This is a genomic window from Bradyrhizobium sp. SZCCHNR1015 (assembly GCF_032489875.1).
Classification (GTDB): Bacteria; Pseudomonadota; Alphaproteobacteria; order Rhizobiales; family Xanthobacteraceae; genus Bradyrhizobium.
In genome coordinates, this window is the sequence record NZ_JAUEYW010000011.1 from 206374 (window position 1) to 225264 (window position 18891).

At 65.9% G+C, this 18891-nt stretch carries 17 protein-coding genes and 2 pseudogenes; 10 read left to right on the top strand and 9 right to left on the bottom strand.

Features of this window, described 5'->3' with window-relative positions; all coding sequences use genetic code 11:
* Window positions 1–90 precede the first annotated feature (90 nt).
* From QX128_RS20045 to QX128_RS20055, 3 genes are all read right to left on the bottom strand, one after another.
* Entirely contained in the window at window positions 91–1314 is a 1224-nt protein-coding gene (locus QX128_RS20045) for an MFS transporter (RefSeq protein WP_410053164.1), read from the bottom strand.
* 118 nt (window positions 1315–1432) lie between these two features.
* Window positions 1433–2638 carry an ABC transporter substrate-binding protein gene (locus QX128_RS20050; protein WP_316218401.1) on the bottom strand — a complete coding sequence of 402 codons (1206 nt, stop codon included), beginning with the start codon at window positions 2636–2638 and terminating at the stop codon, window positions 1433–1435.
* A 165-nt stretch (window positions 2639–2803) separates the two neighbouring features.
* A complete protein-coding gene (locus QX128_RS20055; RefSeq protein WP_316238309.1) occupies window positions 2804–4432 on the bottom strand; it encodes a fatty-acid--CoA ligase in 1629 nt (542 codons plus the stop codon).
* Between the two features lie 120 nt (window positions 4433–4552).
* Between QX128_RS20055 and QX128_RS20060 the strand changes: the two are divergent.
* Window positions 4553–5635 (top strand): annotated as a pseudogene (locus tag QX128_RS20060) (extensin family protein); the annotation flags it as partial.
* A 308-nt stretch (window positions 5636–5943) separates the two neighbouring features.
* Here the strand turns inward: QX128_RS20060 and QX128_RS20065 are convergent.
* Complete coding sequence (locus QX128_RS20065) at window positions 5944–6624, bottom strand: L,D-transpeptidase (protein ID WP_315802304.1); 681 nt, start codon at window positions 6622–6624, stop codon at window positions 5944–5946.
* Window positions 6625–6968: 344 nt separating this feature from the next.
* On the opposite strand from QX128_RS20065, the gene QX128_RS20070 reads away from it, so the two are divergent.
* Complete coding sequence (locus tag QX128_RS20070) at window positions 6969–7946, top strand: magnesium transporter CorA family protein (protein ID WP_315802305.1); 978 nt, start codon at window positions 6969–6971, stop codon at window positions 7944–7946.
* Between the two features lie 314 nt (window positions 7947–8260).
* Window positions 8261–8581 (top strand): hypothetical protein, encoded by a 321-nt coding sequence (locus tag QX128_RS20075; RefSeq protein ID WP_409997915.1) that lies wholly within the window; start codon window positions 8261–8263, stop codon window positions 8579–8581.
* Window positions 8582–8825: 244 nt separating this feature from the next.
* Here the strand turns inward: QX128_RS20075 and QX128_RS20080 are convergent, their stop codons facing one another.
* Both QX128_RS20080 and pdxH read right to left on the bottom strand, forming a co-directional pair.
* Complete coding sequence (locus QX128_RS20080; RefSeq protein WP_315802306.1) at window positions 8826–9578, bottom strand: SDR family oxidoreductase; 753 nt, start codon at window positions 9576–9578, stop codon at window positions 8826–8828.
* 141 nt (window positions 9579–9719) lie between these two features.
* Window positions 9720–10370, bottom strand: a complete 651-nt coding sequence (pdxH, locus tag QX128_RS20085) for a pyridoxamine 5'-phosphate oxidase (protein ID WP_316238311.1) — start codon at window positions 10368–10370, stop codon at window positions 9720–9722.
* Between the two features lie 125 nt (window positions 10371–10495).
* Between pdxH and QX128_RS20090 the strand changes: the two genes are divergently transcribed.
* Complete coding sequence (locus QX128_RS20090) at window positions 10496–10900, top strand: RT0821/Lpp0805 family surface protein (RefSeq protein WP_315802308.1); 405 nt, start codon at window positions 10496–10498, stop codon at window positions 10898–10900.
* 112 nt (window positions 10901–11012) lie between these two features.
* Window positions 11013–11978: a DnaJ C-terminal domain-containing protein gene (locus QX128_RS20095; protein WP_316238312.1), complete on the top strand. Its 966-nt coding sequence runs from the start codon at window positions 11013–11015 to the stop codon at window positions 11976–11978.
* A 371-nt stretch (window positions 11979–12349) separates the two neighbouring features.
* Here the strand turns inward: QX128_RS20095 and QX128_RS20100 are convergent, their stop codons facing one another.
* Window positions 12350–13123, bottom strand: coding sequence for an anti-sigma factor (locus QX128_RS20100; RefSeq protein ID WP_316238313.1), 774 nt, complete (start codon window positions 13121–13123; stop codon window positions 12350–12352).
* 91 nt (window positions 13124–13214) lie between these two features.
* On the bottom strand, window positions 13215–13703 hold the full coding sequence (locus QX128_RS20105) for a sigma-70 family RNA polymerase sigma factor (protein WP_315802311.1): 489 nt from the start codon (window positions 13701–13703) through the stop codon (window positions 13215–13217).
* Between the two features lie 303 nt (window positions 13704–14006).
* On the opposite strand from QX128_RS20105, the gene fabI reads away from it, so the two are divergent.
* The 3 genes from fabI (at window position 14007) to aroC (ending at window position 16654) form a co-directional block, all read left to right on the top strand.
* Window positions 14007–14840, top strand: coding sequence for an enoyl-ACP reductase FabI (gene fabI, locus QX128_RS20110; RefSeq protein ID WP_316238314.1), 834 nt, complete (start codon window positions 14007–14009; stop codon window positions 14838–14840).
* 12 nt (window positions 14841–14852) lie between these two features.
* Window positions 14853–15452, top strand: a complete 600-nt coding sequence (locus QX128_RS20115) for a histidine phosphatase family protein (RefSeq protein WP_316238315.1) — start codon at window positions 14853–14855, stop codon at window positions 15450–15452.
* A gap of 116 nt (window positions 15453–15568) precedes the next feature.
* Window positions 15569–16654 (top strand): chorismate synthase, encoded by a 1086-nt coding sequence (aroC, locus tag QX128_RS20120; protein ID WP_316238316.1) that lies wholly within the window; start codon window positions 15569–15571, stop codon window positions 16652–16654.
* 1 nt (window position 16655) lies between these two features.
* On the opposite strand, the gene QX128_RS20125 is transcribed toward aroC, so the two are convergent.
* A complete protein-coding gene (locus QX128_RS20125; RefSeq protein WP_316178361.1) occupies window positions 16656–17417 on the bottom strand; it encodes a hypothetical protein in 762 nt (253 codons plus the stop codon).
* 95 nt (window positions 17418–17512) lie between these two features.
* Between QX128_RS20125 and QX128_RS20130 the strand changes: the two are divergent.
* A pseudogene (locus QX128_RS20130) lies at window positions 17513–17684 on the top strand (chorismate synthase); the annotation flags it as partial.
* 9 nt (window positions 17685–17693) lie between these two features.
* Window positions 17694–18884 (top strand): adenylate/guanylate cyclase domain-containing protein, encoded by a 1191-nt coding sequence (locus tag QX128_RS20135; protein WP_315802316.1) that lies wholly within the window; start codon window positions 17694–17696, stop codon window positions 18882–18884.
* The last annotated feature ends 7 nt before the right edge of the window (window positions 18885–18891 follow it).

An 18891-nucleotide genomic window follows, 5' to 3' on the forward strand; every position in this document is an offset into this window, starting at 1 on the left:
CGGGCGGCCGGGTCATCCGTGTGAGACCACGCGGAGGGGCTAAATTCAAGAGGGGTCTGGCCCGGGAGGGTGGTTGATCCGTTGACTGCGTCAGACGCTTGGGGTGGGGCGGGCGCGCAGGGCCGTCAGCATCAACAGGATGGTCGCGACGGAGAATGCCGCGCCGGTCGCGAACGTCGCCTGCGACCCATAGGCTTCCCACAGCCATCCCGCCAGCAGGCTCGCGACCAGCAGCGCAGCGCCGGTCACAAGGTTGAACAGGCCGAACGCGGTGCCGCGCAGGTTCTGCGGGGCGGTATCGGCGACCATCGCCGACAGCAGCCCCTGCGACAGCCCGAGGTAGAGGCCCCACAGCGCGACGCCGATCGCGGTGCCGATCAGGCCGGGCACGAAGGCCAGCGTCAGGTCGGCGGCTGTCAGCACCACGAGGCCGCAGGTCAGCACGTTGTTGCGGCCGATGCGGTCGGAGAGGATGCCGGCGGGCATGGCGACGCCGGCATAGATCAGGTTCATCAGCACGTAGACCAACGGGATGAGGGAGAGAGCGAGGCCGTCGGCCTGCGCCTTGAGCACCAGGAACGCCTCGCTGAAGCGGGCCAACGCGAACACCGCGCCGATGGCGACCACGATCCAGTAGGCTGATGGCAGCCGGCGCAGCTCGCGCGCATGGACCGGCCAGCCGGGGTGCGGCGCAGGCGCTGTCTCCACCGGCTCGCGCACGCCGAACAGGATCAGCAGCACGGCAAGCGTGGCCGGCAGCGCCGACCACCAGAACACCGCCCGGAAGTCGTTGGCATAGAGCGCCATCAGCGCCACTGCGAGGAGGGGACCGGCAAAGGCGCCGATCGTGTCGAGCGCCTGGCGCAGGCCGTAGCTCGCGCCGCGGATGCCTTCCGGCGTGACGTCGGCGATCAGTGCGTCGCGCGGCGCCTCGCGGATGCCCTTGCCGATGCGGTCGACGAAGCGCGCGGCGAGGATCTGCCAGGATGTGCCGGCGAGCGGAAACACCGGCTTGGTCAATGCCGCCAGCCCATAGCCGATTGCGACCAGCAGCTTGCGCTTGCCGATGCGGTCAGACAGTGCGCCGGAGAACACCTTGGTGATTGCGGCGGTAGCCTCGGACACGCCTTCAATCAGGCCAATGGTCACCGTGGAGGCGCCGACCACGGTGGCGAGGAAGACCGGCAGCAGCGCGTGGATCAGCTCCGAGGAGATGTCCATCAGCAGCGACACCAGCCCGAGCGTCAGCACCGTCGACGGTACGTCGCGCCATGTCGTGGAAGCCGGGACGCGCGCTCTTGAACCCATGCCCATCTTCTAGATGCGGCCGAGACTGCCATCTTGCGCCACGTCAAAGCCGCAGCGGCACAAGCGCCACGGCCCCGCCGAAAGGGAGGGGCCGCGGCTTCCTTGGTCAGGCTGCGCCGGATGCTCAGTGCCCATGCACCAGCGGGCAGGCCGAGTCGGCGAGCTTGCCGAACGCCTCCTCGCCCGACATCGTCTGGATCAGCTTGTAGTAGTCCCAGGGGTACTTCGACTCCTCCGGCTTCTTGACCTGCATGATGTACATCTCGTGCTCCATCAGGCCGTCGGCGCGGATCTTGCCGTTCGACGTGAACATGTCGTCGATCTTCATCTTGCGCAGCTGGTCCATGACCTTGTCGGAGTCGGTGGTGCCGGCCGCCTTCACGGCATTGAGGTAGGTCGTCGTCGCCGAGTAGTAGGCGGCCTGGTTCATGGTCGGCTCGCGCTTGGTCTTTTCGAAGTAGCGCTTGGCGAAGGCGCGGGTCTTGTCGTTGAGGTCCCAATACCAGCCGGTGGTGAGATAGAGACCCTGCGCGGTCTTCAGGCCGAGACTGTGGATGTCGCTGACGAAGGCGAGCAGCGCCGCCGGCTTCATCGTCTTGGCGATGCCGAATTCATCCGCGGCCTTGATCGAGTTCGTGAAGTCGTTGCCGGCATTGGCGAGGCCCAGAACCTGCGCGCCCGAGCCTTGCGCCTGCAGCAGATAGCTGGAGAAATCCGAGGTCGAGAGCGGCACGCGGACCGCTCCGACCACCTTGCCGCCATTGGCCTCGACCACCTTGGACGCGGCCTCCTGCAACTGGGTGCCGAAGGCGTAGTCGGCGGTCAGGAAGAACCAGCTCTTGCCGCCCTGGCTGACCATGGTCTTGGCGGTGCCGTTGGCGAGCGAGGTCGTATCGTAGGCGTAGTGGACGGTGTAGGGCGTGCAGTCCTTGCCCGTCAGCGAGGCGCCGGCGGCACCGATCGCAATGAACGGTATTTTCTTCTCCTTGGCGGCGGTGGCCATCGCGAGGCTGACCCCCGTGTTGGAGCCGCCGAGGATCATGGTGACGCCGTCGCGATCGGCCCACTCGCGCAATTTCTGGGCGCCGACGTCCGGCTTGTTCTGATGATCGCTCTCCATGAACTCGATCTTGTTGCCGAGCACGCTGCCGCCGAAATCCTCGATCGCCATCTTTGCAGCCTCGACGCCGCCCGGCCCGATCACGTCGGCATAGAGCCCGGACATGTCGTCGATGTCGCCGATCACGACCTTGTTGCCGGCGGCGTGAGCGGCCGTGGCGACCAGTGATGCTCCCAGCAGCCAGGGCAGCAGGCGGATTGATTTTCGCATGGTGGCGTTCCCTCGTTTTTTATGGTGCCGGACCTTAGGAACCCGCCCATGGGCTTCCTATTCGCCTTTGGTCGAGGCGAGGGCGATGGAACTTTTTGCGCGGAACGCAAACGGCCCCCGCGGGGGCGCAGGGGCCGTGAGTCTCGCGCGGAACGGGAGTTGTTGCTAAGCTGCGGCGTTGGGGAAGCGGTAGCTCTTGAACTGGTCGCGCAGCGCGGTCTTCAGGATCTTGCCCGTTGCCGTGTGCGGAATGCCGTCGACGAAGGCGACGTCATCGGGCATCCACCATTTGGCGATCTTGCCCTCCATGTATTTCAGGATGTCCTCGCGCGTCGTCGTCTGGCCGGGCTTCAATTGCACGATCAGCAGCGGGCGCTCATCCCATTTTGGATGATAGACGCCGATGACGGCAGCCTCGGCGATCGCGGGATGGCCGACCGCGAGATTCTCCAGGTCGATCGAGGAGATCCATTCGCCGCCGGACTTGATGACGTCCTTGGAGCGGTCGGTGATGCGCATGTAGCCATGCTCGTCGACGGTTGCGACGTCGCCGGTGTCGAAGAAGCCTTCATCGTCGAGGATGTTGCTGTCGACCTTGTAGTAGGCCTTCGACACCGCGGGCCCGGACACCTTGAGCCGGCCGAAGGTCTTGCCGTCCCACGGCAACTCGGTGCCGGCATCGTCGGTGATCTTCATCTCGACGCCGAACGGCGGGAAGCCCTGGGTCTGCAGCACGTCGAGCTTGGCGTCGCCGTCGGCGGCGAGGAACGGCGGCTTCAGGGTAGCGAGCGTGCCGATCGGGCTCATCTCGGTCATGCCCCAGGCATGGCGCACGCCGATACCCATGTCGAGGAAGGCCTGGATCATCGAGCGCGGCATTGCCGAGCCGCCGCACACCACCATCTTCAGATGCGGCAGTTTGAGGTTATGCGCCTGCATGTGCTGCAGCAGCATCAGCCACACCGTCGGCACGCCGGCGGTGTAGGTCACCTTCTCGGTGTCGAGCAGCTCGTAGACGGACGCGCCGTCGAGCTTGGGGCCGGGCATCACCAGCTTGGTGCCCATCGACGGAGCGGAGAAGGCAATGCCCCAGCTGTTGGCATGGAACAGCGGAACCACCGGAAGCATTGTGTCTGCTGCGGACGTACCGAGTGAATCCCGGCTATTGGCCATCAACGCATGCAGCACGTTGGACCGATGCGAATACAGCACACCTTTCGGATCGCCCGTGGTGCCGGACGTGTAGCACATCGCGGCTGCGGTGTTCTCGTCGAAGGTGCCCCAGGCGAAGTCGCCGTCGGCCTCGCCGATCCACGATTCGTAGGCGACGGCGTTCTTGAGCGTCGTCTGCGGCATGTGCGCGGCGTCGGTCAGCACGATGTAGCGCTCGACGCTCGGCAGCTTGTCGGCGAGCTTCTCGAGGATTGGCACGAACGTCAGATCGGTGATGACGATGCGGTCCTGGGCATGGTTGATGATCCAGCCGATCTGCTCGGGAAACAGGCGCGGATTGACCGTGTGACAGATCGCGCCGATTCCCATGATGCCGTACCAGACCTCGAGATGACGGCCGGTATTCCAGGCGATGGTGGCGACGCGGTCGCCCAGCTTGATGCCGTCGCGCGTCAGCTTCTGCGAGACCTTGAGAGCGCGGTCGCGGATCTGCCGGTAGGTGGTGCGAACGATGGGGCCCTCGACCGAGCGGGTCACGACCTCCTGGGAGCCGTGGATTGTCGCCGCATGCTCGATGATCCGGTGACAAAGCAGGGGCCAGTCTTGCATCAAACCAAGCATCAGGTCGTTCCTCCGGTATTCGCTTGCAGCGAGGGTCTTTTGGTCTCTTTGGTCAATTTTAGCGCGCGCCGCACCCGACGCAAATGGGCTTGTGATGGCCACGACGTCGCGCCGGGCGTGATGGTTAGCGCTGTGGCCGTGGCGATCGCATTGAGCTGGCTCATGGCGGCGCCGGCGGCGGCCGCGAAATCGGCGCACCGCAGCCCGCCCACGGCCGCCGAGCCCGCAGCGAAGCTGGCCGACGGTGTTGCCAAGGTGCCGCTTCCGCAGCCACGGCCTGCCGATGCGCCGGCGCGGGAGGCGGCCAAGGGGGAGGATGCCGCTCCGCGCGACGCGGCCAGCGCCGGTGCAAAGGTGGATGCCCAAGCCCCGCCGCCGCCTTCGGCCTGCAGGCTGGCCCTGACCGAAGAGGTCGCGATCGCGCCGTCGATTCCGCCGATCAAGGGGCCCGGCGGCTGCGGCGGCGAGGACCTGGTGCGGCTGGAGGCGGTGGTGCTGCCTGACAAGCGCAGGGTGGCGCTGACGCCCGCGGCGACCATGCGTTGTCCGATGGCGACCGCGGTCGTCAACTGGGTGCGCAACGATGTGGCGCCGCTGGCCGAACGGCTCGGCAGCGCGGTCACTGCGCTCGACAATTTCGATTCCTATCAGTGCCGCGGCCGCAACAATGTCAGCGGCGCGCAGCTATCGGAGCACGGCCGTGCCAATGCGCTGGACGTCCACGGCTTCAAGCTGGCCGACGGCCGCATGATCGATCTCACCGACCGAAATCAGCCGCGCGATTTGCGCGAGTCCGTGCTGCACGCGGTCTGCACCCATTTCTCCACGGTGCTCGGCCCCGATTCGGATTGGTACCACGAGGACCACATTCATCTCGACCTGATCGAACGCCGCAACAACTACCGCATCTGCCAATGGGACGTGCTCGACCCGCTGCCGAAGGTCGCGCCCCTGATGCCCGCCGCCAGGCCCGACGACGCGCCGTCACGCGAGACCGCGCAGGCTGGCACCGAAAATGTCCGGAAGACCGCGAGCACCGACGCCGAACACAACAGCAGCGGTCGCGCCGGTACCGACGAGAAGGCCGAGCCGCCGGCCACCGCGCAGAGCCCTTCTGCTGACGACCGCTCCGGACGGGCCGATACGGAAGCGCAGCCTCCGGCCGCAAAGCCCGCCGGAACGGTCCGCAATCGGCAGACCGCGTCGAAGTCTGCGCCTGAACAGCAAAAGTCCGGACGCGTCGCCGCAGAGACGCGCGCGCCGACCGTAGCGTCCGACAAGGCACGGAATACAGCCGGGCGGGACCAGCGCGCCCTGAACAGCTCAAGTGGGGAACGGGCTTCGCCATCGAAGCCGGCTCCACGGAAGCGCCATCACGGCCGGCGTGGCTGGGATCCGTTCCGCGGATTGTTCTAAGCCCCAAACAAAAAGGCGCCGGGTGACCGGCGCCTTGGAAAGGCTGCTAAACGCGCTTCTCGGCTTTTGAATATCGTACCGGCTTCAGCCGGGGCTCACTGCATCGCAGCGAAGGTGCCGCCGCCCTGCAGCGCCATCTGCGGCTTGTAGGGCGAATCACCCTTCTTCGGATCCAGCACCACGACGATGGTGCCGACCTTCACCCGGTTATAGAGGTCGATCGCATCTTCGTTCGTCAGGCGAATGCAGCCCGAGGAGATCGAGGCGCCGATATATTCCGGCTGGTTGGTGCCGTGGATGCGGAACAGCGTGTCCTTGCCGTTGGCATAGAGGTACATCGCGCGTGAGCCCATCGGATTGTCGGGACCCGGCGCGACGAAGGTCGGAACGCCCAGGCGCTCGATCTCGCCCTTGGTCGGATGCCAGGCCGGCCATTCGGTCATGGCGCCGACCTTCGCGATGCCCGACCACGCCATCGCCTCTTCGCCGACGGTGATGCCGTAGCGAATCGCCTTGCCGCCATCGAGGACGTAATAGAGGTAGTGGCTGTCGGAATCGACGACGATCGAGCCCGGGGCTTCCTTGCGGTGATACTCGACGATCGCGCGCCGATAGGGCTCGGCCACCGGCGTGTTGGTGTAGCGGATCTTCGCGAGAAGCTCCTTGTCCTTCGGCTTGAAGGCCTGCGTGTTGGTCGCCTCGTACGTCGTGGCCTGCATGCAGCCCGACAGCATCAGGCCGGCGGCCAGGAGTCCGAGTTTCACCTTCAGCGACATGTCACCAATTCCAATTGACAGCTGACGTTGCAATGGTACGGCCGCGCCACTGCAGCGCGATTCCACATGTCCCATTATCGTCAAAATCGTTCTCAATTCCAGCCGATACACGCACAGGTCACGCTGCAGCGCCGCGATTGTTGCTTTTTTGCCGCAAAAATGCGGGCAGTCATCCACAGCTGTGCTCCGAATGGCACGATCGTCTCTCCGCCGGGGCGTTACCCTTGAGACCATGGCCTTCGCGAGAAAGCCCATGGACCGGGCTCGCAAGCTGCGTCACAAGGCGGCAGCATCCCGCCGCTACGTCCCCGAAAATTCACGTTTCGCGATTCGGAGTTTTGTCCATGTTCTCGGTGTTCGTTCCGTCCGAAGCCGCGCTGAAGAAGCTGGCGATCACCGATCCCGCGGCTCTGCCCGACAATGCGGTCTGGGTCGACCTCGTGAACCCGAGCAGCGCCGAGGACCGGGCCGTGGAAAAGCTGGCCGGGATCGCGGTGCCGACCCGCGAGGACATGCAGGAGATCGAGATCTCGAGCCGTCTCTACATCGAGAACGGGGCCCGCTACATGACGGCCACGCTGATGTGTCACTCGGACTCCGATATGCCGAGGACCACGGCAGTCACCTTCATCCTGGCGGGCCACCGCCTGGTGACGGTGCGTTACGACCAGCCGCGCCCGTTCGCGGTGGTGGAGGCCAAGCTCGCCCGCAACTGTGCGCCCGGGATCACCGGCGAGATGGTGCTGATGGAGCTGCTCGACGCCGTGATCGACCGCTGCGCCGACATTCTCGAGAAGGTCGGGGCTGATATCGATCAGGTCAGCCACGAGATCTTCGAGCCGAACAATGAGCGTCACGGACACGCCAAGCAATATTCGCAGATTCTGATCGCGATCGGGCGCAAGGGCGACCTGACCTCGAAGGTGCGTGAGAGCCTGGTGTCGATCGGCCGCCTCGTCACCTTCCTGTCTGCGGTGGTCGAAGGCGTGAAGTGGTCGAAGGACATGCGCGAGCAGCTCAAGACCATGCAGCGCGACGTCGCCTCGCTGACCGACCACGCGTCCTACCTCGCGAGCAAGATCACCTTCGTGCTGGATGCGATGCTCGGCGTCGTCAACCTCGAGCAGAACAACATCATCAAGCTGTTCTCGGTGATGGCGGTGGTCCTGATGCCGCCGACCTTGATCGCATCGATCTACGGCATGAACTTCAAGATGATGCCGGAGCTCGAATGGGTGCACGGCTATCCGATGGCGTTGGTGCTGATGCTGATCTGTGCGATCGTGCCGTACTACATCTTCAAATTGAAGAAGTGGCTGTAGCGCAGCCGAGCTGGAATCGCCGGCCGCCCCAGGCCGCTCGCCCGCGCGAAGGCTGCGGCAAAGCGGCCATCCGCAGCGCCTCATTCGTGCCCCGTTGTTAGCTGCGTGGGCGACATGTTCGTTGGTCGCGTGCCGCCGACTGATAGTCGCTATGCACTGCAAGTGTCACAAGCGGCAACGTGCAACGCATAACAGAAATACTTGTTAGGCCAGCCGCAACGCCGCTGCAAAGCCGCCCCAATTCCTCAGGTAAAATTTGACGGGAACCCTGAACGTTTGATCGAAACTTCTCTGCGATAAATCTGCTCGTGAGCATGACCGACTACGAGCGTCTCGGCGCGTGGCATGCAAGGCAGAGCTCGAGGGCGCGTTCATCGCGCCTTATCCAAGAGGCGGCAATGGTTGAGAAACGCATAACGGCATCGAACAACGTGATCGAGCTGGCCAACTATCAACGCAGCCGCGCCGACATCGTCGTGGCCCATGCGCTGTCGCCGCGCACCTGCCGCTATTGCGGCGCCGAGCTCGATGACGACGAGCGCGAGGATGATTGCTCCAGCGCCCTCAACGTCGAGTCCGACCGCCTGCGCTGGCGCGCCGCGCAGATCCTTCGTGGCCTGGTGTGCGAAGGCTGAACGACTGTTCTCGGCCGAGCGGTATCCCGGCAATGCCGCCCGAAAGTCCACGATCGGAAATTCAGCAGCCGATGTCATCCCTTGAACAGCGCTCCTCCGGGAGCGCTGTTTTGTTTGTGGCGGCCGAATCGATCTTCGGAAACGGTGTTAATCGCCGCTTCGCACGGCCATCTGGAACTTGCCGCGCGCGGCAATCCGCCGTGAACCAAACCGGAGACGGGCAGGCCCCTCCGCGGCGACGGTCTCAGACGTGCTGGCCGCCGTTGATGTGGATCTCGGCGCCGTTCACGTAGGAGCTGGTCTCCGTGCACAGCACATAGATGATCTTGGCGACCTCGTCGGGGGTGCCGAGGCGCTGCATCGGGATCTGCTCCTGCACGATCTTCTCGGTGCCCGGCGACAGGATCGAGGTGTCGATCTCGCCCGGCGCGATCGAGTTGACGCGGACGCCGACGCGGCCGAAATCCGACGCCATCTCGCGGGTCAGCGCGGCCAGCGCCGCCTTGGAGGTCGCGTAGGCCGCGCCGGCGAAGGGATGCACGCGCGAGCCGGCGATCGAGGTGACGTTGACGACGGAGCCCTTGGCCGCCTTCAGCTCCTTGATCAGGCCGCGCGCCATCATGATCGGCGCGAAGAAGTTGACGCGGAAGACGTGATTCCAGGTGTCGAGGTCGGTGTCGACGGTGCCGAGCCGGGCGCCGCCGGCGCCCTTCGGCGAGATCGCGGCGTTGTTCACCAGCGCATGCAGCTCGCCACTGTCCATGCGCTGTTTGACCTCCTCGATCGCCCGCAGCGTGTCCTCGGGATCGGCAAGGTCGACCTGGATGTGGTCTTCGGGACCTGCGCCCCACGGACATTCCTCGGGGAAGGGATGCCGCGAGCAGGTGATGACGCGCCAGCCGGCGGAGGAGAATCGGATGACGGTGGCATGACCGATGCCGCGGCTGGCGCCGGTCAGCAGCATCGTGCGCCGCGGCTGGTTCGAAGGAGTCGGCATGAACTGGGTCTCTCACGATCCCGGACGGATCAACTTACCACAATGGTTGCAGGTGCGGCGCTCGATTCACGCACGCGCGGGCGATTCGTCCGACAAGGCATCAGACGCCGGCAGCCGGGCGCTGGCGCGCTCGGCGATGTCTCACGGATACATCCGCACCTTGGTCCACGGCTGGTCGGCGGCGTCGCGGCGGAATTCGATGCGGTCGTGCAGGCGGAACGGCCGGTCGTGCCAGAACTCCATGCTGATGGGCGCGATGCGCCAGCCGCTCCATCCCGGCGGCCGCGGCACCTCGCCGATGATGTATTGCGTGGCGACCTTGGCGATCGCCTGCTCGAACGCGAACCGGCTCTCCAGCGGCTGCGACTGCTTGCTGGCCCAGGCGCCGAGCTGCGCCTGCTTCGGCCGGGTCGCGAAATAGGCGTCGGCCTCCTCGTCGCTCACCGGCGTCACGAGGCCGCGGATGCGGACCTGGCGGCGCAGCGACTTCCAGTGAAACAGCAGCGCGGCCTTCGGATTGGCGGCGAGCTCACGGCCCTTCTGGCTGGCCTTGTGGCTGTAGAAGACGAAGCCGTCCTGGTCATAGCCCTTCATCAGCACCATGCGCACGTCGGGCAACCCGCTATCGTCGACCGTCGCCAGCGCCATCGCATTCGGATCGTTGGGCTCGCTCTTGCTGGCCTCCGCAAACCAGTCGGCAAACAGCGCAAACGGCTCGCCGGCCTGGGTAAAATCGGCCGATGTACCGGATGTTAAGATTGTCTGGTGTTTGATGCTCGTGGGGTCGGTCATGTCTTTGGGGAGTCCGAGTTTTGCGTTCACCCGCGGCCAAGCGCGCGCAAGTCCATCCGGGTCCGGTCCTATATAGGGCATCGGTCCGACTTGGCCTATCCGCGATCGGTCATGCCGGCACCGCTTTGACACTCATTCTAATCGGCCTGTCCGGCGGCGGCTGCAGCCTGTCTCGCCCTGAAACGGCCTTTGCCAAGATGGACGATGCGGAGATCACCGGCGCGGTCAGCCCGCCGCCCGAGCGCGAGCCGACCGAAGCCGATCTCGCTTTTGCCCGCAACGCCGCGTCGGACGTGCTGACCAGGGGGAGCAAGGATTCCAGCCAGCCCTGGCAGAATCCGCAGACCGGCGCTCGCGGCTCGGTGACGCCGATCGCCAAGTCCTACACGGCCGACAACGGCCGCACGTGCCGCGATTTCCTCGCGAGCTACGTCAACGGCAAGACGGAGCGCTGGCTGCAGGGCTCGGCGTGCCGTATCGAGCGTGGGCGCTGGGACATCCAGACGCTCAAACCCTGGCAGCAAAGCTAGCCGGGACCATCAGGAACCCGTTGCAAAAATACAACGGACTCCCCAGATGAAATGCAAAGCGGGCGGGGAGCCCATAGGTTAGTATCTGACTTTCTGTAAGGAGACGTGACGGATGCGCGACCCCTATGAGGTCTTGGGGGTGCCGCGAAGCGCCAGCGCTGCGGCCATCAAGAGCGCCTATCGCAAGCTCGCCAAGAAGCACCACCCCGACAGCAACAAGGATGATCCGAAGGCATCGGCGCGGTTTGCCGAGATCAATTCGGCCAACGAGATCCTGGGCGACGAGGAGAAGCGCAAGCAGTTCGATCGCGGCGAGATCGACGCCGAAGGCAAGCCGCGCTTCCAGGGCTTCCCTGGCGGCGGCGCCGGCCGCGGCGGGCCGGGGGGCGGATTCGAGAATTATACCTTCCGCAGCGGCGGCGGGCCGGGTGGCGGCTTTGGCGGTGGCGGATTCGAGGACATCCTGAACAGCATGTTCGGCGGCGCTGGCCCGCGCGGTGCGCGTGGCGGCGGCGGCGGTTCGTTCGAGTTCGACACCGGCGGAGTCGGCCTCGACCTCGATCTGAAGGTTGCGATGTCGGTCTCGCTCGAGGAGTCCGTGAAGGGCGGCGAGAAGCGCGTTCGGCTGCCGTCGGGCAAGGAGCTCAACGTCAAGGTCCCCGCTGGCGTCACCGCCGGCCAGCAGATCAGGCTGAAGGGGCAGGGCGAGAGCGCGCCCGGACACCGGCCAGGTGATCTCCTGATCACGATCCAGATCGCGCCGCATCCGTTCTTCAAGGTCGAGGGCAGCGACCTCAGGCTCGATCTGCCGATCACGCTTTACGAGGCGGTCCTGGGCGCCAAGGTGAGGGCGCCGACGCTCGGCAGCGCGGTCGAGCTGTCGATCCCGAAGAACACCTCCAGCGGCCGCACCTTCCGGCTCAAGGGCAAGGGCCTGCCCAAGAGCGATGGCTCGGTCGGCGATCTGTTCGTCACCACCCGGATCGTGCTGCCCGACGGCAACGATGCCGAGCTCGAAGCCCTGATGACCAAATGGCGCGACCGCCATCCCTACAATCCGCGCAGCAACCTCTCCTGAGGTTGCGCGTTGTAGGCCACTCGGCTTAAAGTTGAGGGGGCGAGCTGGAAAGCTGAGAGAAAAAGTGCGGCCTCGAAAGGGGGACCAGCGCGGTACAAAACCCCGATCGAGGCCGCTTCCGTGTCGATCGGCGGATCGAACACTCCTCATTTTTTCGTGAACATTTGGCGCTATATTGAGACGTGCCGGTGACCTGATTCCAGATTTCCGGTGACCGAATTGCGGCGCCGACCTTGGCGTGTCTCCCGCCCGGGCGAGGCGGGGATCGGTACGCTTTCGCGCAGCGTTTGCGGCCATCCTGCAAACGCTTCTGATCACGGCCGTAATCGCGCCGAGGCCGGCACCTCGCGAAATCGGGCAATGGTCCGCCGCTAGCCGCCCGCCCGTTCGGACTGGTCATAAACAAGGCGCGCGACCTGGGTGAGACGCGTCCGGTCGCTGCTGCCACTGACGACGTAGCTGACGCCGCGCTCCGCCCAGGACAGCGCAGCGGTGTTGCCCTGCGCCGTATAGCGCATCTCGGCCGCCTCGATCCCGACCTTGGTCGCATACACCGTGAAGCGCTCGCCGGAGGTGCTCTCGTACATCAGGAAGGACGCCGGACCGGTCGGCCCCGGCAGCAGCCGGCCGCCGACGAGCTTCAGTCCGGTGGTTTCCAGCTCCGGCGCCTGCACGGTGCGGCCGCAGCGCCGCGTCAGCCATTGCTGCAGATGGGCCTTCTCGTCGCCGGGGACCTCAACCGGATGGCGCACCTCCACGACGTAGAGTCGGTGCGCATCGAGCGCCTCGCCGGCGAGGGCCTGCAGCGGCGACGGCGAGGACGTAGCGCCACGCGCGACCCAGCCGACCGCGCCGCCGGCCGCGAAGGCCGCCACGCTTGCCGCCATGGCCGCGACGACCCAGCGCCGCGGCCGGCGCTCCAGACCGTCGAGGTCGAGCCGCGGCGGCACCGGCTCGTTGACGATCGAATCGTAGCGGGCATGGAGCGCCTCAGCCATGCTGCGCCAGGATTGCACGCGCTCGGCGTCCGCCGGATGCGCGGCCAGCCAGCGCTCGACGTCGCTGCGGCGCTCGGCCGGCAGCTCGTTGTCGACGTAGGCGTGCAGCTCGTCTTCGGTGACGGGAATGGTCGGCTCGGTCATCATCGGGATCTCGTTGCAATCGAGCGGCTGCGGCGATGCGCGGTCGCTGCAGGCTTGGGCAGCCGAACATGGCAGGGCGGCTTTTGTGCAGTGGTCATTTCACCCTCCGCAGCGCCGGCCGCTCGCCCTCGAGCACGGCACGGACATGCGCGCGGGCGCGGGCGAGGCGGGACATCACGGTGCCGATCGGGACACCCTGGATGTCGGCGACCTCGCGGTAGCTCATGCCTTCGAGCACGACGAGGAGAAGCGCCGCGCGCTGCTCCTCCACCAGGGTCGCCAGCGCGCGCTCGATGTCCCGGCCCTCGGCCTCAGTGCCGCTGGCGTCGGCATTGTCGTCCTGGAGCGGCATGAAGTGAGGTCGCCGTGCCAGGGAGCGCCGGCGGTTCTTGTTCAGATTGGTCAGGATCGTGTACAGCCAGCTCCTGATGTCGCCGCCCAGGAACAGCCGTTCCGAGCGCAGCGCCCGCACCAGCGTGTCCTGGACCAGCTCGTCGGCCGCGTCCATGTCGCGCGCCAACGCCCGGGCATAACGGCGCAGTGCCGGAATCATGGTCTCGACGCTCTGGCGGAACGCGTTCATGGACTGCCCTGCGGCTGTTCGCTGCGATGACAAGGGCGCAGGCCGCAGCCGGCGCCTTGCAAAGATCATAACCCCGCGATCTCAGGCCTATTCCAGCCGGGCAAGCTGGCTGGGCGTTTGCCACAGAGCGGGCGGAATGGGGCTGTACCGGGCCAGACCGGTGGTGTACGTCCAGTCCTCAGAGCATGATGCGCTTCCACGGAAACGCATGATGCTCATCTCCTTGTTTGAGCATGATCTTTCGGAAAACCGGTTTCCACTTTTCCGGATCATGCTCTCATAATCAGTTCGATGGGAAGCCGCATGGCGCAGATTTCAGGTTTGATGCAGGGCAAGCGCGGGGTGGTCCTCGGCGTGGCCAACAACCGCTCGATCGCCTGGGGCATTGCCAAGGCCGCGCGCGCGGCCGGCGCGGAGATCGCGCTGACCTACCAGGGCGACGCGCTGAAGAAGCGGGTCGAGCCGCTGGCGGCTGAGCTCGGCGGCCTCGTGCTCGGCCATTGCGACGTCACCGATCCATCGACCATCGATGCCGTGTTCGACGTGCTCAAGGAGAAGTGGGGCAAGATCGATTTCGTCGTCCACGCCATCGCCTTCTCCGACAAGGACCAGCTCGACGGCCGCTACATCGAGACCACGCAGGACAATTTCTCCAAGAGCATGCTGATCAGCTGCTACTCGCTGACCGCGATCGCGCAGCGCGCCGAGAAGCTGATGACCGACGGCGGCTCGATCATCACCCTGACCTATTACGGCGCCGAGAAGTGGATGCCGCACTACAATGTGATGGGCGTCGCCAAGGCCGCGCTGGAAGCCAGCGTGCGCTATCTCGCCGCCGATCTCGGCGAGAAGAGCATCCGCGTCAACGCGATCTCGGCCGGCCCGATCAAGACGCTGGCCGCGTCGGGCATCGGTGACTTCCGCTATATTCTGAAGTGGAACGAATACAACGCGCCGCTGCGCCGGACCGTGACCATCGAAGAGGTCGGCGACAGCGCGCTGTATCTCTTGTCCGACCTGTCGCGTGGTGTCACCGGCGAGGTGCATCACGTCGATTCCGGCTATCATGTCGTCGGCATGAAGCGGCCCGAGGCGCCCGACATCTCGCTCAGCAACTCCGTCGGCGCCAAGGACTAACGTCAACACGCAATGCCACGGCCCACGATCTACTACATCCGCCACGGCGAGACGGAATGGAATGCGCTCGGCCGGCTGCAGGGCACGCAGGACATTCCGCTGAACGCGCTCGGGCGGGTGCAGGCGGTGCAGGCCGGCAACCTCCTGGCCGAGCTCGCTGCGCGCAACGGCCATGATGCGGCGCGCCTGCCTTACGTCGCGAGCCCGCTCAGCCGCGCCCGCGCGACCATGGAACTGGTGCGTGAGACCCTGAGGCTGCCAGCCGAGGGCTATGCGCTCGATGCCCGGCTGCGCGAGATCGGCTACGGCAAATGGGAAGGGGCGACGCTGCCGGAAATGCAGGCGGCCGATCCCGCCTTCTATGCCCGGCGGCTGACCGACAAATGGTCGCTGGCGCCCGAGGGCGGCGAGACCTATGCCGACGTCGAGCGCCGCGTGCGCGACTGGTACGATGGGCTGTCTGGCGATATCGTGGCGGTCGCCCATGGCGGCACGGCGCGGGCGCTGATGGTCGCGCTGGGCTTCGAGACGCCGCACGGCGCCGTCGACCTGCCGATCCAGCAGGGCGCGGTCTATGTGTTCGGCGAGAACGGCTTCGAGAAGTACAGTTAGTTTGTCCCCGTCATTCCGGGGCGCGTCGTGAGAGGCGAAACCGGAATCTCGAGAGTCCGGGTCTGGTCCTTCGGACCGTCCCGGAATGACGGTTTTTCCGATTGGGTGATCAGCTCATGTCCTTCAACACCTTCGGCCACATGTTCCGCGTCACCACCTTCGGCGAGAGCCATGGCGTGGCCATCGGCTGCGTGGTCGACGGCTGTCCGCCGCGGATCCCGCTGCAAGCGGAGGAGATCCAGCGTGATCTCGACCGCCGCCGTCCCGGCCAGTCGCGCTTCACCACCCAGCGCCAGGAGCCGGACCAGGTGAAGATCCTGTCCGGCGTGATGGCCGATCCCGACACCGGAGTGCAGGTCACCACGGGCACACCGATCGCGCTCCTGATCGAGAACACCGACCAGCGCTCCAAGGACTATTCCGAGATCAAGGACAAGTTTCGTCCCGGCCATGCCGACTTCACCTACGAGGCCAAATACGGCCTGCGCGACTATCGCGGCGGCGGCCGGTCCTCGGCGCGCGAGACCGCGACGCGCGTTGCGGCCGGCGCGATCGCGCGCAAGGTCCTGCCCGACGTGAAGGTGCGCGGCGCGCTGGTGCAGATGGGGCCGCACAAGATCGACCGCGGCAACTGGGACTGGGACGAGGTCGCGCGCAATCCCTTCTTCTGCCCCGACAAGGAAAAGGCGGCGTTCTTCGAGGACTATCTCGACGGCATCAGGAAGGCCGGCTCGTCGATCGGCGCCGTGCTCGAGATCGTCGCCGAGGGCGTGCCGGCGGGACTTGGCGCGCCGCTCTACGGCAAGCTCGATGCCGATCTCGCCGCGGCGATGATGAGCATCAACGCCGTGAAGGGGGTCGAGATCGGCGCCGGCTTCGGTGCGGCCGAGCTGACCGGCGAGGAGAATGCCGACGAGATGCGCTCGGCCAATGACGGCACGCGCTTCCTCTCCAACAATGCCGGGGGCATTCTCGGCGGCATCGCCACGGGACAGCCGATCGTGCTGCGCTTCGCGGTCAAGCCGACCTCGTCGATCCTCACCCCGCGCCAGACCGTCGACCGCTCAGGCCAGGAGACCGAGATCCTGACCAAGGGCCGTCACGACCCCTGCGTCGGCATCCGCGCGGTTCCCGTCGGCGAGGCAATGATGGCTTGCGTGCTCGCCGATCACCTGCTGCGCCATCGCGGCCAGGTGGGGTAGGTTAATCGTTCTCGCCGTACACATACGACGCCTTCAGCCCGAAGGTCACGATCGAGAGCGTGACCCACAGCCGCAGCATCGCGAACGAGAAGATGAACACGAAGAACACCAGGTTCTTGGCGAACTGACTGGCCTCGGTCTGCCCGAACGTCCAGATCAGGCTACGGACGGCATTCTGGCCGTAGCCCAGTCCGATGTTGACCAGGCCCAGCACCAGCACGGCGGTCCCGAGCCATAGCCCGCGCCGAGCGAACTCACCGAGTGCGGGGAAGAACGCGGTCCGGCCATTGTTGCGCTCGGCCTGCAGGATCATCAGCAGCACCAGCGCTGCGATGAATGCGCTCCAGAACCGGCCGAGATGCGTGAACTGGTCGAAGGCCATGCCATCCAGTCCGGCCATCAGATGGGGGCTCTGTCCCGCATAGGGCGTGAACACCAGGGCTAGCGCAGCCGCGATCATCAGCAAGGCGATCCGCCATAGCACGGCCAGGGACAATCGAAGCTGGTCGGTGACGCTCAGCTCGCCGAGGTTCGTCTGGCCGCCGCTTGCCTCGATACAGCGCTGCGCCGTGACGATGAAGGCGTGCAGCACGGCGACCGCGGCCACGACCAGAGCGGGCAGGCTGGCCGGTCCGCCGGCAAACGCGATCACCCGCATTGCCGCGGCGAGGATGAGCCATGGCAGCGCCGGCAGTAGCCGCAACGGTCCGAACGAGGTCTGAGGAACAATGGTGGATGATACGCTGCGGAGGGTCTCTCTCATCGTGTCAGGATACCGCGCGGAGCTGAACGGCCTTCCTCGCAAATGGCTAAAATTGCCGCCACGCCGCGTGCGTCTCGCTGTCTCCATGAGCTGTCACGAAGAGCCTCACCAAGGGCCATCACGACCCCTGCGTCGGCAATCCGCACGGGCCCGGTGGGCGAGGCGATGATGGCCTGCGTGCTCGCCGATCATCTGCTGCGCCATCGCGGCCAGGTCGGTTGGTCGCGCACGGAGTGCCTGTTTACTGTTGTCACGTCCGTCGCTTAATCTCAGCCCATGGACACTTCCAAGCTGCGGGACATCAAGGACTGGCTGGTCGATGGTGCGCGCTCCGCGGCGACGCCGAGCCAGATGATGTCCGAATGCTGCGAGCGCCTGGTCGGGCTCGGCATCCCGTTGTGGCGCGTCGGCGTGTTCGTCCGCACCCTTCATCCCGATATCGCCGGCCGCAGCTTCATCTGGCGCCAGGGCGCCGAGGTCGAGATGGGCACGGTCGATTTCGGTTTCGAGAGCACCCCGGCCTACACGGACAGTCCGCTCGCGCTCGTGTTCGAGCATGGCAGGGAGTTCGGGGCCGATCCTCGCCATCCGCAGGCGGAGCGTTTTCCGATCCTGATGGATCTGCGTGCCGAGGGCGTGACCGACTATCTCGCCTTGCCGATGACCTTCATCGATCGCGCGGTCCATGCCTCGAGCTGGACCACCAAATCTCCAAGAGGCTTCACCGACGCGCAGCTGAACGCGATCCGGTCGCTGATGCCTGCGCTCGCACGCTACACCGAGATCGTCACGCTGCGCCGGACCGCCTCGATGCTGCTCGACACCTATGTCGGCAACAGCGCCGGCGAGCGCATCCTCGGCGGCCAGATCCGCCGCGGCCACACCGATACGCTCGATGCGGCGATCTGGTTGTCGGATCTGCGCGGCTTCACGCCGCTGTCGGACCGGCTGCCGGCCGAGAACGTCGTCGACATCCTCAACCAGTACTTCGACTGCCAGGTGGATCCGATCCGCGAGCAGGGCGGCGAGGTGCTCAAGTTCATGGGCGACGGCCTGCTCGCGGTGTTCCCCATTCGCGCGCAGGGCGGCGATCCGAGCGAGGTCTGCGGCCGCGTGCTCACGGCGGCGCGGGCGTCGCGCGCCCGCGTCGACGCGCTGGAATATGCGGTCGGCGACATCGGGGAGCGGTTTCGTTTCGGCGTGGCGCTGCATGTCGGACGGTTGCTCTATGGCAATATCGGCGGCGGCAACCGGCTCGACTTCACCTGCATCGGCCCCGCCGTCAATCTCGCCGCAAGGCTGGAGAAGATGGCCGCGCAGCTGAAGCGCACGGTGGTCGCGTCCGAGGCCTTTGCCGGCGCCTGTCCCGAGCCGCTGACCGATCTCTGGACCGATCTCGGCGAATTTCCGATCGCTGGCCTCGCGACCGCGCAACGCGTGTTCGGGCTGCGCGAGGAAGGGAATTAGTTCGCCG